Genomic DNA, 18,965 nt, shown 5'->3' with positions numbered 1-18,965 from the left:
TAGGTTAAGCTATCATTGTCGATAAAGGGTAAAATGTCCAATAAATTCACGGTCATCCGTCTCGCCCTGAAGCTTAATGATGTACCAGTAGTCACCAGTTGGAAGGTCTGTATTGTTATAGATTCCATCCCAACCGCTATCACCATAGCCCATACGATAGAGCTCTCTACCATAACGATCAAAAATGATCATTAGTACGTTAGGAAATGCTTCTAAATTGTCAGGTAACCAACGATCGTTTAAACCATCTCCATCCGGGGTAAAGAAATTAGGAGTTTCTATATCTATGAATTCCATAAAAATCTCCATAACAACCTCACAACCGTTTTGATCAATTACGGTCACTGGATAAGTGTCGGTTCTATTTATTATAAATGTATTATCGGTTCCATTATCAATATCACCAAAGAAGAAAGTATAATCTTCTAAACCTCCAGCCGCAATAGCTGTAATTTCATTGATGTTGCTGTTTTCTAAAAGCAAGGTCAATGGTTCAAAACCGGTTATACTGAAATCAATAGTATTAGGACAACCATTGGAGTGTAAAATGGTTAGCGTATGATCACCTGCCAAGATATTGGTAAAGTCAGGCGTCAGCTGCATCATCGCAGGATCTGAAGTGTCCAAACCATAAAGGACATCTCCTGAAACAGTTGGATCTTCAAATACGATTTCCAAACGGTTTGTTGGAAGGTTACCAGAACACTCATAAATTGGTGTAACGGTAGCCGTCAAATTAACTCCCGGATTGATTTCTACAAAAACATTGGATTCGCAACCTTGGGCATCTCTTACAAAAACCACATGTGTTCCTGCAGGAAGATTTTGGAACAAGACTTGGTCCAGCACATAATCTGCATCTGCATTGGAGTTAAGACTTGATTCATAAGGCGCTGTACCACCTGTAATATCTAATTCAAACGAGCCATCTTCACTATTAAAACAGACTTCGTGCATAACATTTATAGCTTGTACCTGAACAGGCTCTGGTTGTAAGATTTCAAACTGGAAAGTTTCAAAACAACCATTACTATCCTGGGCAATTACATCATAAATGCCAGGTGCTAAATCTGTAAATGTATTTTCAGTATCAAATTGATTCAAGTTTGGTGTTATGGCATAGAATATATCTCCAGTTCCACCAGAAACCTCAACAGTTATGGTACCGTCTTCTAGTCCAGCACAAGTAACATCTGTAGAATCCAGTGTATCAACCTGCAATGGAGCAGGGTCGATGATATTAATCACGCCACTGGTAAAATCACAATCCAAGCTGGTAACATTTACATAATATGTTCCTGCCATAAGCGTGTTAAATTGACCTGTGTTTTGTGGCCCTGCCACAGAAGTGGTCAAACCAGCATCAGTAAAGAGCTCGTAAGAATAATTTCCTAATCCTCCTATAGCGGTTGCAATAATGGTTGCAGAAGCTTCACCGGTACAATTAACAAAGGCAGCGTTGTCATCTATGATTAAATCTAAAGGAACAACAGGGTCAACTGTAACCTGGTTGGATATCATAGCATCACACCCGAAAGCATCGCGCACATAATATTGATAAGGGCCTGCTGGCACTGAGAATGTATGAGTTGTTCCCCCAGCCATTGTGGTATATGAGCCAGGACTTCCATCAACACTAAATTCATAAGGACCAGTTCCTCCTGTGGCCGAAAGCTCTATTTGAGCCTGAGCAGTACAGGTAAGTTGAGTTAATTGAATTAGATTGGCCATAACCTCAACAGGTTCGGAAATGGTAACCTGAACGGTTTCTATACCACAGCTCCATCCATCGGAAACAGTAATACTGTAGATTCCTGCGCCAAGATTATTGAAATCAGGACTTGATTGTGCACCAGAACTAAATGTAATTGTGATACCAGTTGGGTCGTATACATTCAATACATATTGATAAACCCCTTCTCCGTTCAACACGTTTATTGCAGTTACCGTGGCATTGGTATCTCCATAACAAACAAGATTTGTTAGCGTAGCATCAATATCCGCAGTAATTGGAGTAGGCTCAACCAAGGTAATAGGTTCATTTATAATACATCCATTGTCATCTGTAATCTGGACATCAAAAAGTCCTGCAGAAAGATCGGGGAATACAAAACTCACCACATCAGTTACATTGTATACTTGGGTAGTTGTAGTGTTGGTCAATTGTATATCGTATGGAGCAAATCCACCAGTTGGTGACACTTCAATTTCCCCTAAATCATTGGTACAAGTAACATTGGCAACTTCAACAGGGGTTGCTGTCAATGCCATGTCAGGTGATACAATGGTTATGGTATTCGAATCTTCAATACACAGTGGATTTGAAGTTTCGGTTACTCTTACAAAATAATTTCCTCCACCAAGTCCAGAGATTGTCAACGGATTAGCGCTAGTGTTTCCACTTCCAGTTAATCCAGCGGTAGTTCCATCAGCATTGAACACTTCATAATCATATGTTCCGCTATATCCAGTCACATTAATTTCCAGCGCGCCGTTGGTATCACCAAAACAGATAGCAGGAGCTGTTGGTGTTGCAACGACTTCAATAAGATCATAAGGTAAAATCTCATATGGGGCCGTATCCACATAACAACCTGTAGTATTATCTGTGATTCTGAAGGTATAACTTCCAGGTTCAGTCAAATCAAATATTGACGTAACATTTGTGGGTGTTGCTGTTAAGCTTCCCAATGGATTTCCAACAGGCAACAACTCGTAGGAATAGGTGTTTGCTGGGTTTCCATTATCAGTAACGGTAATCAACACTTCTTCTGGGCCCGCACAGCTTATTCCGCCGTTGTTCAGTGTTATGTTTGCAGTAAACACATTGATAGGTTCAATAGGTGCAACCACAGCTGTTTCTGAACAGGAATTGGCATCAGTGATATAAACGGTTATGTTCTGAACCGCACCATTATCAATTATATCAAAAGTATTAGAGGTTTGGAAATTTGTATTATCAATACTATACAAATAAGGCCCAATTCCTCCTGCAGCGCTTGCAGTTATGGTAGATGTATTAACCGTGTTGCTTGCGTTACACGCAAATGGTGTGGCAGTAGCAGAAACAATCAACGCACTTGGTTCGGTAACCGTTTCATCATAGAAATCATCACAAGCCCTTGCTGAAATTACGCGAACACGATAATCTCCTTGCGGAAGGTTGTCAAATGTTGCACTAGTTTGTGCAAACCTGTAGGGAGTGCCCAAATTTGAAATTTCGTAGAGTTCATAGGTATATACTGGGTCAACCACAGTTGCTGGGTCCAGTTCTACAGTAAGGGCGCCATCGGAGCCACCATTACAACTCACAGGCGTTACTACAACGTTGCTGATTACAGGATCAACTTTGTCGTCAAGATCTTGGGTAACCATTACGGTACACGGAGCGCCTGTATCATTATCAGTTACTGTAAAAGAATAAGTTCCAGGTTGTGTCAAACCAGTGAATATTCCTGTTGCATTCGATTGCGCTGTAACTGCATCTGGGAAAACAACATCGTAGGTCAAATTGGAAGAACCTCCGGTTATTGTTATTGTAATATGGCCACCTGGATCTACGGTACAATCAATTGGTTTTACAACTGATGGAGTAGCGATCATTTCATCCAATAAAATAACAGGTCCAATAGTCGAGGAACAAGACCACTGGTCAGCAATCAAAACCTCATAAGAACCAGCGCCCAGCCCAGAGAATACAGTATTTGTTTGTGGGGACCCCACATTACTTCCGTTTCTGACAAGTTGATAGGTGTAGTTTGAACCTTGACCTCCTGCTGTTCCAGTCACTTCAATTTCTCCTTGAAGTGCGGTACAATTATCTTGATTTATTTGAAGTGTTGCGGTAATGGCGATTGGATCTACCAAATTCTCGTTGGGCAACTGGAATTCACATCCGTTTTGATCTGCCACCCAAACCTGATAATCGGTTCCTGGACCAGCACCACCGGCTAAACCAGAGAACAGAGGAGAAGCTTGATAACTTCCTGGGAATGTTGGTGCAGGGTTTGAGGCTAAATCTACAAAGTAGGTATATCCACTCCAACCACCAGCGGCATTAATAACTTCTATTATTCCATCATTAAGCGCACAAGTAACATCAGTAACTTGAGTGTTGGCTGAAATACCGACACTAGGACCAGCAATGTTGAATGATTGTGTATATGTACATGCAGAACCAGGAGGGTTTGTATCCTCTACTTCAATATAATAAGTTCCTGCCGCTAGCGCGCTGATAGTGAAATTACCATCTGCATCTGAACCAATTGAAGTAACATCATCTAGTAAGTTGGTCGGTGTGTTGTTTACATCATAGTATAGTGTATAATTTGTTGCACTTGGATACGTTATTGCGCCAGCATCTTGGAGATTCAATTCTACTGTACCGTTGGTATCACCAAAACAAGTAATGTTAGTTGTATTGACCACAATTAAGTCAAGCACTTGTGGATCAACAACTTCATGTGATGTGGTAATAATACATCCAGTTACCGTATTTCTAACCTCAAAGTTGTGCATCCCGATTGCCAAGCCAGTGAAACTTCCTGAAGGCTGAAAAGCACCTGCAGGTAAATGCCTAAACTCATAATTGGCGGGTGTAGTAGTTGAATTTGTAATGGATCCAGTAGCCGTTATTGTAATATTTTCTCCGGACACACAAGTGGCGACAGCATCAATTGCTGCGCTTGCGCTTAACAATTCATCAAATGGATTGATGGTCTCATTTACAGTTGCAAAACAACCATTACTATCATAAACATTAATGGTATATACACCTCCGGCTGGATCTGTTTCAGTGAATATATTACTTGCTCCAGACTGAACAACTACAGGAGCTTCAATTGGAACAGTATTTGGATCATCTTCTTCAATGAATTCATAGATAACATAAGTTCCACTACCTCCTACTATTGGCCCTGTAGGTAGCGGTGTAGTACCGGTATTCACAGTAATAGTCGCATTGTCCCTATTGTTTCCTGTTGCACATCCAAACTCAACAACCTCTGTAACTACATTGGTGATTGGATCTGGTTGAGTGATTACTTGCGTAAGTGTTGTAGTACAACCATTCGCGGCAGTAACTTCTATAGTATATGTTATTCCAGCTGCGGTTCCTTCCAATCCAGTAAAGCTGGCTGTAGCATCACTATTGGTGGTTGGTAAAATAGGGAATGCGGCAGAACTTCCCGGACCAGAAATGATTTCAAAGGCATATGCACCAATGCCATTGTCTATGGCACTTACATTAATAGTTCCATCATCATCACCATTACAAGTAATATTTGTGTTTGAAGTGATATTGAATGAAGGTGTTATTGCCGGATCAACAACAATATTAGCGACTCTTGTACAAGGTGTTGAAGTGTTGTTGTCATAAACTGTTATCGTATAATTTTCTGGAGTAGTAGTGTTGAAAACAAATGGGTTGCTTAGCAATGCTGTTTTGGCTACCACAGTTCCCGTACCATCTGTAATTTCATAGTCGTAGCTCCCAGCAAATCCTAGATTATCACCAGAACCAGCAAGGACTTCTATAGTAATTTGCGCATCATCTGGAGCTCCAGAACAATCCAACAGTTTTGTAAGGGCAATGTCTACCTCTAGAACAGGGTGAACAGTTACTGTGCTTGTTGCAGAACAACCATTGCTGTCCAAAATAGCAACATTATATGTTCCTGCGGTTACATTGTTAAATATTCCTCCATTATCGGCATATGTTGTACCATTATCCAAGGAATACAATACTTGAGCCGCACCACTTGTTGCCGTTATGGTTACTGTTGACGGGTTTGTACAATTATCAACTGCTATGGCATCAATAGTTGGATTTGGCGTAAGTGTTAAAGGAACATTACCCAAGGGTGTAGAGCAACCATACTGATCTTCAATGGTTACATGATAGTTTCCAGCAGGAGAATTAGCGGGAATCTCTATTGGATTGTCAGATGTAGACACAATTGTCACAAATGGAGCCGGACCAGTTACGGTATACGTATAGGTTCCGCCACCACCAAATGGGCTTTGAACTTGAATCAACCCCGGAGTGTCACAACTTATGTCTTGCAATACTGCAGGTGTTCCTGTTAATGGATCTAGTTCTTCCAACAATTCGTTTTCAGTGGCTCCAATACAACTGTCAACGCCACCACCATCAACTTCAACCACTTCTATAAAGTAGTTTCCAGCGTCTAAACCAGGTACAGGAATATTTTGAGGCGAAGAAAATGCGACATTTCCTCCACTGTTTGCCACAGAAACAGGAACTCCTGTGGTCATATCAAAAACTTCCCATCTAAACTGTGGTCCAAATGGCGCTTGAGTATCCGTTACGGTGTAGGTGATACTTCCATTACTGGCACCGTCACAAGAAGGTGTAATAGCTGAAGTAATATCCAAAGGAACGGTAATTATATCATTGACGTTAACACTACTACCCCTAACACACCCTATAAAATCTCTAACATAGAATGTATATGATCTACCAGGCACCAACCCTAAAAATGTATGGGTTACGCCCAGAGCTAATGGGGCCGTCCATGTCGCCGTCGCTGGGTTAAAGTTGGCTGGGTCATCAGAAAAAGCATACTCGTAAGGACCTGTTCCGTTTTGCCCTCTTACAGTTACCTGTAATTCGTTACAGTTTACTACAATTGGTAAAATAGTAATGTCCAAATCATCCAATGGATATGGAATGATAAACGGAGGGAAATCTGTTTGGCATACCGTATTATTCGATCCATCTACAATTCTCATAGAAGGATTTACAATATCGCCTGAATTGTATCCTCTAAATTCATCTGTTGTTCCAGGAGTTGTATTAACAACCCATGTTGTTCCGCCATCCGCACTAAATTGAATAGTGCCCAAAGTGGTTGGGTAAGCTGTAAAATCAAACCCAAAGTCACTAGGTAAACCGGTGCAATTCATTGGTGTAGCGCCTACAATTGTGGCAGTTAACTCATCAGGATTCGCAACAGTTACCGGTGTTTCAGAAGCAGTACAACCTGTTGCATCGGTTACATTTATGGTATAATCCCCAGGCATTAAGTTGAAGTATGTTCTGCTGCTAGGTAATACATTTGTATCTGTTTGGTCTGAAGCTCCAGCATTGTCCAAATCAATAATTTGAATGGTATATGGACCTATTCCCGAGGTAATATCCACAAAAATGGAACCTGTACCATCATGACATAACGGATCTGTTGGCGTGTTGGTTACGGTTAGCGGAGTAGCTGGATTAACAGTTACTGTTTCGATAAAATCGCAATATGCATTTGCAGCTGAAGTATCTCTAACATAAACATCATAATCCCCATCATTTCCTGTTGTTACAGCAAATGTGTTTGTCGCAGAGAATAAGCCTGTAGGACTTGTAGTCGTTGGCACAAAAGCATATTCCAAGTTTGTTAACGCAGCTGGAGCAGTTACGGTTATACTTCCGTCTGCACAGGTGCTGATATCCACTACATCAATAGTTGGAGCTGAATGGATAGTTACATTTTCCAATGTTCCTGTACATCCAAAACCATCTCTTACATTAATGGTATAATTTCCAGATGCAAGGTTTGTAAACGTATGTGTTGTTGCGGTAGCTGGAGTTGGTGTTACCCAAGGCCCTCCATCTAAGCTGAATTCATAGTCATTATTACCTGCAGTAACATCTATTTGAATGGTACCATCATTATTTCCACCATAACAAGCTGTAAAGGTGTAGGTAATTGGAATAAATGGAGCCACTGTTAATGCGGTATCTATTGGGTCTTCACAACCATTTGCGTCTCTAGCGCGTACGATGTAATCTCCTGCAGCAAGTCCTGAGAAAACAGTTGAATTTTGGTAGGCAGTTATAACGCCACCAACGCCATCTTCTAATTGGTACTCATATGCTGGTGTTCCTCCAGAAACAGAGGCAGTAATGGTAGCACCACCATTTATACAGCTTATTCCATCCGTAATTGATGCCGTTGTTGCAAGAACTACGGGTTCTGACAATGCTTGTGACAAAGGAATTGAACAGGTATTGTCCAATACATCTCTAACCTCAATGTTATGAGGGGTTGCTGGCCCGAGTCCAGAAATTATAACTGGGCTAGCAAAAGCTGTTGTATATGGTCCAACACCGCCCAATCTATATTCAAAACCATTTACGGCATCAAAATTTTCTACTTCAAAAGTAATGGTACCATCACTGGCAGCATTACAGGTGATATCTGAAAAACCAGTTATTGAAGCTCCAAAAGCATTTCCAGCTTCAACCTCTACATCTACGGTTAGGGTTCCAGCACAAATCTCAGGTATTTGTATGGCCTGAATATCATCTATGGCGATGTCATTTCCACTGACTACAGCTGAATTAGTTCTAATTACAATATCTAGATTGGTGTTTGCGCCAGGATTTAAGCTTACAGAATAGTTCTGCCAATCGTTGGCATTGTTATTTTTTGGAACATTACCAGTAGTTGTGCTGGCTATTATTCCACCACCACCATCTACTAGTTGAATTTCAATGGAAGGATCTCCCCCACCAGTTCCACTTCTTTGTAAGTTAAAGGCCCATAGAGAAACAGTAATATCTCTATTGGGTATTACTTCAACGGATGTTTTTTGGTATACCACACCACCAACACCAGCTACACCGCCAACGTTAATTGCCAAGAATCTACCATTTGCAATTCCAGTATGGTCGTTTGGACTAACCCATGATCCATAAGGGTTAACGATTAGTTGAGTAACAGAGTATTCCCCATCCTGTATGTGAGTATCTGTTCCAAAACCGCAAAGGCTAGCGCTTCCATCCTGAGGCTCATAGCAATAGGCGGGGTCGATTTCGGAGATAGGAGTGTTTACACCAGCACCAAAATCTTCAAGTAAAAGCACACTTGGAGATGGAGGTGTATTGTTAGTGTAGTTAACCGTAATAGTATGTGAGCCCACCAACACGTTATTGAACACATTGGAAGTATTCGGTGTGTTTGGCGTTGCATCAATTTCATAGGTATAACTATATCCTGCGTTATCTGGAGTAATAGTTATGATTCCCTCACCATCACATTCATAATCTATTGCAGCGGTTACACCCGGAGGAGTTGGTTCTGGATCAATAGTAACCGTCATTGGGAATGTACAGTTATTAGCATCCTGGATAAACAACGTATGAGTTCCAGGTAGAAGAAATCCAATAGGATTTGCATTGTAATTGGTTCCACCATCAAAACTATATTCATAAGGTGCAGTACCCCCAATGGCATTTGTAATTCTTACTTCAGCACCAAGACCTGGGTTACATTCTGCCAATTGCGTTACCGCGGCAGATGCAGAAAGGGTCAATGGCTCTGTGATATTATAGATTTCCGTAATATCACAATTGTTGGCATCTCTAACCCTTATGTTAAAACTTCCTGCTGGTTGATTTACAAAAGTGTTGGAAGGCTGATAAGTTGTTCCGTTGTTAATACTGTATTGATATGGAGCTTCCCCTCCACTAGCAGTTATGGTTATGGTAGCTTGTGCCTCTCCACTACATTGAATTCCAGTATCTACAATTGAAAGCGCCAAAGGAGCATCTTGGACAATATTTAGGTCAAATGAAACTTCACAAAAACCTGGATTACCTGCATTGTCCCTTACATAAACATCATAATCGCCAGCCCCTGTTATACTTACAGGATTGGTTGTGGAAAACACTGTTGGAGAAACTCCGTCAGCTACTATGGCATAGACATAATTGTTATCACCACCTGCTGCAGTTATATTTACATTGGTGCTTGCGGCACAGGCTGTAATATTTGGCGCCGACGCGATAACACTTAATTCTGGATCAATGGTTATAGATGCGCTATCGGTACAATTTTTCCCATCCCTTACATCAATAGAATAAGTTCCTGGTGTTAATCCGGCAAAAACATTACCAGTCCCAAAAGCACCGCCATTAAGGCTGTATTCAAAACTTCCATCACCACCAGAAGTCACATTTGCTGTAAGCGTTAAGCCTACGGCATCGTCATAACAAGTGTCATTTGGAACTATTGCAAGCACTGGAGCAATAGCGGGGTCAAGATCAAAAGTTGTTGTGACCACACATCCATTAACGTCTGTAACCGATGCACTATATGTTCCTGTTTGAGTCAACCCATTAAATGCTCCTGTGGCATTTGTGCCAAAAGGAGTTGCATCTGGATTTGTCAAGGCAAATGTGTTGCCTCCCCAACCACCTGTTGAGGTCAAAATCACACTCCCGTCCGTAGGACAGGTTGGTTGTGTTTCTGCAGCACTCAAAGTTAGCGCTGCGGCTGGAGCGTTAACGGTAACGTCGGTTGTAGCCGTACAGTTGGTTAAATTGTCTGTAACCACAATAGTATAAGTTCCATCCGCTAATCCTGTCAAAGGAATTGTGGCTGCTGTCTGGCTGCTGCCGTTGAAATTGGCAGGACCTGTTACTGTGTAATCGTAGTCTGTATTGAAGTCGGCAACGGTGAACGTCACTTCACCATCGGTGTCCCCTAAACATGTAATATTGCTTATTAATTGTCCAGAAACATTGATTTGAGAAACTGGATTTATTGTAAAAGATTCATCATAAGTACATCCTTTGTCATCTGTCACCCTAAAGGTGTAGGTTCCTGGAGCAAGACCATCAAAATCTGCAGAACCTCCCGTTGTAGAAGTTGCAGCTATTGGAGCCGGAGCAACAATCTCAAAAACGAAAGGAGTATTTCCATCTACTACTGTTGCCGTAACATCAGATGTCAACGCCGGACAGTTTGGTGTGGAAGCTGTAAAGGTTAAATCTGAAGGTGGATTTAATGGGTCAAAGGTTATTCCGTTGGTTACGAAAGTACAGTTGTTGGCATCTCTAATGGTAATGTTGAACGTTCCATTTGTAAGGTTGGAAAAAGTCTCAGCACCTACTCCCTTGAAGAAATTTACACCGTCAATGCTATATTCATAGGGAGCGGTACCACCAGCTACGTTCTGAGCTTCAATAATACCATCCTGCAAACAAGTGTAATCTTGAATCATTGTAGCGTTTCCACTAATCCCTGAGGCTTGTCCACCGATAGTAAAATCTTCAAAAAAGAAACAGTTATCAGTAGTTCCGGAAGGACGTTGTCTTATACGGACCCTATAATCACCTTGAGCTAACCCGGTAAAATTTCCAGAGTTGTTATTGGTAATGGTATTTCCTAAATCGTCTAAAAGTCTAAAGCGGACATCATATCCATTCGAGTTGGTAATGTTTATTGAAATGGTTCCATCTTCCGCACCAAAACAAACTTCATCAGTTGTGGCTGTGGTGTATTGCACTGAAGCAGAAACGGCAATGGAAACACTGTTAGATACAAAAGAACAGTTGTTGCCATCAACAACTATGAATTCATAATCACCCTCTTCACCGTTAGTGAAGGTAAAATTGTTTAGAATCTGATAAGCGCCGCCTGGAATATCTCCAACAGATGGATATAAATCAACACCGTTGTAACTCCATATTGCGTAGGCATAATCAGGGTTTGGAAAACCACCCGCACCCGTAACCGTGATAACACCATCTGTACAGTCTATATTTTTGGTTGTAAGAGCAGTTGCCGCCAAATTAGTTAGATCGTTTATGGTTACTTGTTCCGTATAAGAACACCCATCATCTGTAGAAATGGCTATGTCATAAATGCCATCATTTAAATTTTCAAACGTATAGTTGTTATCGTTGGATGGACCAAATGTATCTACAACTGTTCCTCCTTGAGATATTTCATAATAATATTGTGCCTCTACATTTAGAATGGAAATTTCTATTTCTCCCAGACCGTTACAATTGGTATCAGTTGTTTCAACATCAACCTGAAAATCTCTATCAAGAATACCAATATTATCTAAGATAAATACACAACCATCTGTTACACCTTGCTGTCTCATTTCAACAGTGTATGCACCATTATTGGTAATGGTAAAGCTTGGGTCTGGGTTATAACCCACCAAAACATTTCCTGTTCCTTGGTCTATAAGACGATACTCATAATCCAAAGGCATGTTGGTTATGGTAATATTACCATCTGTAGCACAGATAATATCACTAGAAGTGTATTGGGGATCTAGTGGATTTTTAAAAACGTTGAAATTGAATCGTCTAAAACAACCATCTGGGTAGTTAACGGTTACACGATATTCACCAGCATCGGATGCCAGAAAATCATTTCCAGTGCCAACGTTGGTCCAAACAGTACATGGATCGGTATTAGCACACCCTGATGGTGGAGCAGCCGGCACAGGATTTGGTGCATTACAGGCAACCGCTGCGGCGGCACTTGCCGCTTCATCCAACTGTTCCCAAACAATACTGCTCGAATTTAAAATACTAATTTGAACAAGTTCAGTATCGTTTAAACCGCACAGAAATATTTCTGGTAGTTCACTACCATCGTTTGGACAGATTAAAATTTCTCCTTCAACGGTATTGGTGGTGTCGTTTATTAAGTCGGTGATTGGATTGGTAAGCGCAGCCCCATCTGCAAAGCGCGAAACCTCTATGATTTCTATAAAATCCTTACAAGGGTCGGCCACCTCTTTATCAACTATGTATGTTCCCGGTTCATCTACCACAATGGTGCTTGGGTCTCCATCAGGCGCAAGGTCTATTACAATAGTGTCCCCTGCATTTATGGTTCCAGACGAGTCCACGTCCAAATACCAGGTATAAGAATCAAAATTGTCTCCTGCATCCAATAAAATAGTATCCCCACATAATTCTGCTGGTCTAGTAAAACTACAAGCGCTTAAATCGTCCAACAAAAAGTTGGTTGCCCCAGGTGTGGTAAACCCGCAATCATCAAAATCCGATACACTGGGATCATCACTAATCTGGTTAGGATTTATGACTCCTTCATATGTGGAATATGCTAAGTTTTGAATGATATCCGTACAGGCATCAACAAAGTCGAAACAGTTTTGGGCCACTTGGACCCGCATTCGAATTTCGGAAATAGGATCTCCTTCCTCTATTAAGTTATCAGGAATAGTAAATATAACCTCCCTTGAGCTCGAATCATATGTATACGTGACTCCAGTAGGTACTGTTATCGTAGTTTCATCCAAGGTAACGTTTGCTGGAAGAACATCCCTAATGGTATATGCCGTACCATCATCATTACCAGTGTTGACAAAGGAAAGCACATAATCCAAAACTTGACCCAGATTAACACCCTGACCTGTAATATCTACACCTCCAATGTCTTGAACCTTTTTTTCCAGAACAATGTCGGGCTCAATAATTTCTACCCCAAAGGTTACCAAGAAAGAGGCGAACCAATCCCTGCTTGTACCAAGCCTAAGGGTTGCACTAGTGTCTCCATTATCGATGATACTATTGCCAAAATTGTTCAAATCAAAAACATCTGAGTCAAAACCGATGGCATTGGTACTATTAATGTTTCTGGAGGCTACATTAACCCCATCTTCAGTAATGGTAGAATTGAAAAAATTATCGTCGGGATTTGCGGCATTGGTAATATCAGTAAAAGTGGAGCTGCTGTTTGAAACAATACCAAATGTATCTCCATCCAAAGAAGATTCACCCTCAAGAGTACTTACACCAACTCTAGCATTTACTGGCCCAACAGGAATGGTATTAAACCCTGAAACGGTTATATCTGCAGTACTATTTCCAGATTGTGTTGTTATACCCTCATATCCATCAAAAACAGATATATATTTACCTGTTAAAGTGGGATTTTCATAAATGACAACTAAAGTCCAACCGGCCGCACCATGGTTTGTAGACCCTCTTGTACCCCTAACATTTGCAACAGTGTATTCTCCATCTGGATCGGGAAGCGCTTGCAGTAATGAGGTTACATTTTTGTAGCATACATATGGATCATTTGGCAGCGTATTATATCCATCCACAATAATGGCGTCATCTTCCCCTACGGGATCAGGATTGTTGTCTGCCACGAGATCAACATAGCTTCCGCCAGGGACCATAAGTTTTACGGCAGTAACGTCATAGTGGTTGTTATCTACAGTAAAATTGTTGTTAAAATCTCCGGCTTGATTTTTCCGTTCTTCATCATAATTACCGGCCCAGTATAAACCTGCCCAATATATCTGCGAACAATCTGGAACAGACAGTGTTGAACTACTAGAACTATATGTGGTTGGGTCAGAGTCCACATCCACGTATTCAATGTGTAGACTGTTATTACTTCCACTGCCGTTGTATGGGGTGTTAACACCTGTTCCATCAGCTAGAACACGGTTCATGACACTATTGGATAAGAAGGTGTAATCCCCCTTAATGTTTAGATAGGTGTTTCCACCATCATTAAGTCTGGGAGTAAAGGGTACTTCTTGACCTTGACCTTTAAAGCCTATAAACCATATGCCGATGAGGCATAGAACCGTTTTAAGAAAGTGATTGGTCATTTTAACTATTGGAGTTTGGTTTTACTCGCATGATCCACATTTTGTCATCATACGAAGCATTTAGTTTGGAATAGTATGAGGTGAGAGCATTGTTCCAGGTCTCGTGTTTTTTAAGGTACACGTACCTAAAATTATTTTCTGGATTTATAAAATAGCTCGCATTTAATCCTTTGGCATTCAGTTCTTTTACAAATCGATTTGCATTTGAAGGTTTTTCAAAAACATTTGCAATAATGTAAAAGCCAGAACCTAGGCCATTAATTTTATAAGTTTTGTAGGAGACTTGGGAGGCATTGCCCTTTTTCTTGGAATTGGCAATGTTTTTATGCAATGCATTATCCCCATATTTTGATTTGTTGTTTTTTTCAACCGCCACAAAATTGTTGTAAGAACCAACTCCCTCAACATTCATTACCCAAGCATCACCTTGGTATGCGCCATTAAATTGGTTATGGTAAGCCTCAACAGCTTCTTTTTTATCTTTATAGCCCTTTAGGTATACGTAGTTGAGTCCGTTTTTTGGATTTTCAAAGTAACCGGCATCTATACCTTGTGCTTCAAGTTTTTCAATGAAAGCATCTACATTTCTTGTATCCTTAAAAACATTGGCAATTAAATAATGACCGCTTTCTACATTTGGAATGTTGAAGGCTCTAAAACGTCCAATGGTTTTTTTGGAAGAACGATTTGTTCTATCTCTTTTTACCGATGTTTTTTCTGCTATCCTTGAGTTTTTGGAATCTTTAAGATTGATAACTTTTTTAGCGGCAGTGGTATTGGATAGTCCTTGGTTTGTTATAGGGCGTGTTTTATGTTTTGATAGGATGTCTACACTGTCCATATTGGCAAAATAGACCTCCTTGGCTCTTTCTTCCAGTTCTGGCATTTGACCTTTTGTTTCTCGGCGCACCATTTTCATAACAGTTTCAAACCGGCGTTCCAAATCGCTCTGTCTTGCGGTTTCGATAGAATCTTGACGAAGCAATAGTTCATCAAGGATGATATCGTTTTCTGCCAATTTTGATTCTAAATCGGCAATCTTAAGGTCTTTTTCGGAAAGCGTTAAATCTTCTTCAGGAACTGTTTCGGCATCTACCAAATCTTCATTTTCCTTCTCAAGCATTACTCGGTCTTCGGTCAAATTTGGAGTGATGGAATAAGCAAGGGAAATCTCATGGCTCACCCCAAAATTTTCGAAATTATTGGAGAGCCCTTTTTCAACGGTATACCCTATGGACAGGTTTTTATTTAGGTTGAAACCTAATCCGGCCGAGGCGCCATAAAAGTCATCATATCCTGCTTGCACCCACCCTAATTTAGGGAGGTCCATAATAAGATTTCCGCCTAAAACAAGATTTTGGTCACCAGTTTTGCGAACACGTGCCAAAGGCATTAACCTACCCTGTTCCAGAATACCGGCAGCATTTTTAAACTGATGGGTATATTGTAGGTGTCCAGAATAAGTTTTTTCATTGAACTCCGTTACGGACTCGCTGCTTTTAAGGTTGTAATCGAAAAGGTTTTCAGCAAAACCACCAAAGTCAAAATTGCCATAGGAGATATTGAAACCAGGTTGAAACGTAATTAACGAACTACTTTCCAGACTGTTTAAAAAAGGATCATTGTCTAATGCATTGGCTCGATCTTGATTAAAGGCACTTTGATAGTATGAGAAGTTGGCTCCAAAAGTGAAATTACTTTTTTGGCTTAACTTAATTCCATAAGCATAGTTTGCATGCACTCCAAAATTGTTGAACAGTCCTTCTCGGTTCGTAAAAAGACTTAACCCAACCCCGCTGCGATCTCCTATTCTACCGCTATAACTTAAAAAGTAAACCTGATTGTTATCATCAAAAGATACCGATTGGTTTCTGTGAAATAAATTGACATATGATTTATCTTCCCGTACCGTTGAAAATGTAGGGTTTATTAAGAACCTATTGAATTTCAATAAGTTTTGAGAAGGAACATCATATGCTACAAACGGGTTGTCTTCCTGGGCGCGTAATCCAGAAAAAGCAAGCATTAGGATGAAGATTAGTAATAGCTGGGGTTTGTTCGAGTGCATTCTGTTTTTATCTGATAACAGTTATAGTTCCTTGTTTTAGACTTTGTCCTTCTTTTGTTACTTTATAGTAAAAAATCATATTAGACTTATTAAACGAAGTAGTGGATTGTGGCCAATTGTTTTCATAATTGGATTGACTAAAAACTTGTCTACCTCTTTCGTCAAATATGGTAACAACAACATCATCGTTTCTTGAGTACGTGTTTGGCAATACCCACATATCATTTATACCATCTCCGTTGGCCGTAATTACATTAGGTATGGAAAAAGTATCTCTATAGGTTACATTTATAACTCTACTGGTGGTGCAGTTACCAAAACTTGCTACCAATAAGTACTCACCCTCTTGCTCAAAATTGAAGAAATCATTTGTGCCTAAAAGTGTATTATTAGTATCAAACCATTGGTAAGATTCAGCGCCGCTAGCAGTTAAGGTTTCTGTTTCACCTTCAATGACGATTAAGTCTTGTTCTTTGTCAAGCGCAAGTAATGATTCATCAAATGCCCTTATGGTCACTTCATTGGAAATCACCGGACAATCATGAGTCCTTATAATCAATTGATAAACACCTACTTCCGTTGCTGTAATTTCTTCAGAGGTGGTATCTATAATAGTTCCATCTCTCAACCATTCAAAAGTATCGTCAGTTAAGCTTTCAGAGCTATTAAAGACAATTGGGTCAGAACCATCGCATAGAACGGTACCGTTTGTAGTAATTTCTAAAACTTGGTTGGTGGGTAAAGTCACATCCAAAGCATTGGAAGTAGCATTAAAGCCACCCAAGACACCGTTTAATGTATAAGCACCATTTTCCTCAAAATCTAGAACTGTGATGGTTTTTGAAGTTTCACCGGCAACATCACTTCCATCATGTGCCCATTGATAGGTAAAGGATGATTGTATATCTGATGTAACATCTGTTTTTGAACCAGAATCACTAACAGCATTTATGGTGGAAAGGCTAATTGTTGCATCGGCACTTTGACATGAGATATATGAACCAACGTAGTCAATTACAAACTCAAAAGAACTTGGAGAAACTACGGTTGTGGTTTCAGAATCAAGTGGGGAAGCAGAACACCCACCTCCGTTTTCAGTGACTCTTGCAAAGTATACTCCTATTTCGGTAATATCTAAGGAGCTATTGGTGGCACCGGAAACAGGTGCTCCATCTTTAAACCATTGATATGACGGTGTTGTTGCGGTCGTAGTTACAGAAAGTGTTTTGGTCTGTGCAGGCAATAAAACAATATCACCATCATTTTGTCTTGTCACATTAAAATCACCAAGATTTCTTATTGTTACAGCTGACGAACGTTCTAAACAAGCCGCCGCTCCTACAACTTCAACCTCATAACTTCCATCATAACCAGATAGTGATGTATTTATATTATATGTGTCCGCTTCTAAAGTAGGACCAGAAACTACAGCTCCATCTTTGTACCATGTGTAGGTAAGGCCCATGCCTGTTATATTTGCTTGAAGGGCATGCGTGTCTCCGGGACAAAGTCCAATATCATCTGAGCCATTTATAGCGATTCCAACACTGCTACCGGTAGAAAGTGTAATTGTATTGGAAAGGGTGTTTGCAGAACCAGAACACACAGATCCGTAATCTAACTCCACATAATACATACCTGGAGTGGAAACTGTAAGGTTTTCGGTCTTTTCTGGTAGTAGTGTACTACTTCTATACCAATTGTATCTGTAGTTACTGGCATTTGGAATATTGTGTGGTGAAAGGGTAATAGACCCTCCCCGCAAGATTGGATTAAACCTCCAGAAGGAATGGACCCACTTCCGTCTTCGCTAATAAGCAAAGGAGAATTGAATTCAACATAGTGCATTGGATATGCATCTGTTGCGGGACTTGTTTTTGCAGGACTTGTACTACGAACACGCAGTTTATAGCTTTCACCACTTACATCTGTAGGGACCGCAAAAGTAAAATCAAAGTTGAAATCCATGTTTTTGTCCCCGACCCTAGAAAGTTCTATCGGGCTTCCAAAGTTTCCGTTTCGGTCTGATAGTTCAAGGATAAATTCATTGCTCGAGTCAACCAAAGGAGGACTCCATCTAAAGCTTACATCGTATTCGTTAAAACTATCCGAAGCACATGCAGCTGTCCAAATCGTTGTTGGTTTATCTAGTACTTGGGCCCCTAAGAAGTGGGTGCCAAGCAGCATAATTGCGAATGCAATCACAAAAATGCTATTATACGAACTAGTTTTCTTCATCAGCGTTAGTTTTAAGAGGTTATGGGCAATAATGCCCTATAAATTGTGCCCCTTAATTTTGTTTAGTTCTGCTAGGCGCTATAAACGCCCACTATTTCATATAATATTCTAATAACAAATATGCTTTTAATTTGGTCGAATGGAAAGATATTGTTGTGGGGTATGGTAAAAGTGTTGTGAAAATGGCTTTCTTTGTATACACCACGGCACGATTAATGGCTATGAACGCTGGATTTTACTACAT

At 40.4% G+C, this 18,965-nt stretch carries 4 protein-coding genes; all 4 read right to left on the bottom strand.

Features of this window, described 5'->3' with window-relative positions:
- Nucleotides 1–12 precede the first annotated feature (12 nt).
- The 4 genes from LV704_RS08805 to LV704_RS08790 are packed head-to-tail and all read right to left on the bottom strand — an operon-like array spanning nucleotide 13 to nucleotide 18,721.
- A complete protein-coding gene (locus tag LV704_RS08805) occupies nucleotides 13–14,415 on the bottom strand; it encodes a T9SS type B sorting domain-containing protein (protein WP_163420738.1) in 14,403 nt (4,800 codons plus the stop codon).
- Between the two features lies 1 nt (nucleotide 14,416).
- Nucleotides 14,417–16,483 (bottom strand): type IX secretion system membrane protein PorP/SprF, encoded by a 2,067-nt coding sequence (locus LV704_RS08800; RefSeq protein ID WP_163420739.1) that lies wholly within the window; start codon nucleotides 16,481–16,483, stop codon nucleotides 14,417–14,419.
- A gap of 7 nt (nucleotides 16,484–16,490) precedes the next feature.
- Nucleotides 16,491–18,110 (bottom strand): gliding motility-associated C-terminal domain-containing protein, encoded by a 1,620-nt coding sequence (locus LV704_RS08795; RefSeq protein WP_233782181.1) that lies wholly within the window; start codon nucleotides 18,108–18,110, stop codon nucleotides 16,491–16,493.
- Entirely contained in the window at nucleotides 18,101–18,721 is a 621-nt protein-coding gene (locus LV704_RS08790) for a hypothetical protein (protein WP_233782180.1), read from the bottom strand. Before LV704_RS08790 ends, LV704_RS08795 begins: the two co-directional genes overlap by 10 nt.
- Between the last annotated feature and the right edge of the window lie 244 nt (nucleotides 18,722–18,965).

Source organism: Flagellimonas sp. CMM7, from assembly GCF_021390195.1.
In the GTDB taxonomy this organism is placed as follows: Bacteria; Bacteroidota; Bacteroidia; order Flavobacteriales; family Flavobacteriaceae; genus Flagellimonas.
The sequence above is the reverse complement of the archived record's forward strand: the minus strand, read 5'-3'. Positions and strand labels throughout refer to the sequence as shown.

What these genes read in the sequence shown, in the direction of transcription:
- LV704_RS08805 (WP_163420738.1), bottom strand. Translation starts at nt 14,415, where the DNA reads ATGACCAATCACTTTCTTAAAACGGTTCTATGCCTCATCGGCATATGG.
- LV704_RS08800 (WP_163420739.1), bottom strand. Translation starts at nt 16,483, where the DNA reads ATGCACTCGAACAAACCCCAGCTATTACTAATCTTCATCCTAATGCTT.
- LV704_RS08790 (WP_233782180.1), bottom strand. Translation starts at nt 18,721, where the DNA reads ATGAAGAAAACTAGTTCGTATAATAGCATTTTTGTGATTGCATTCGCA.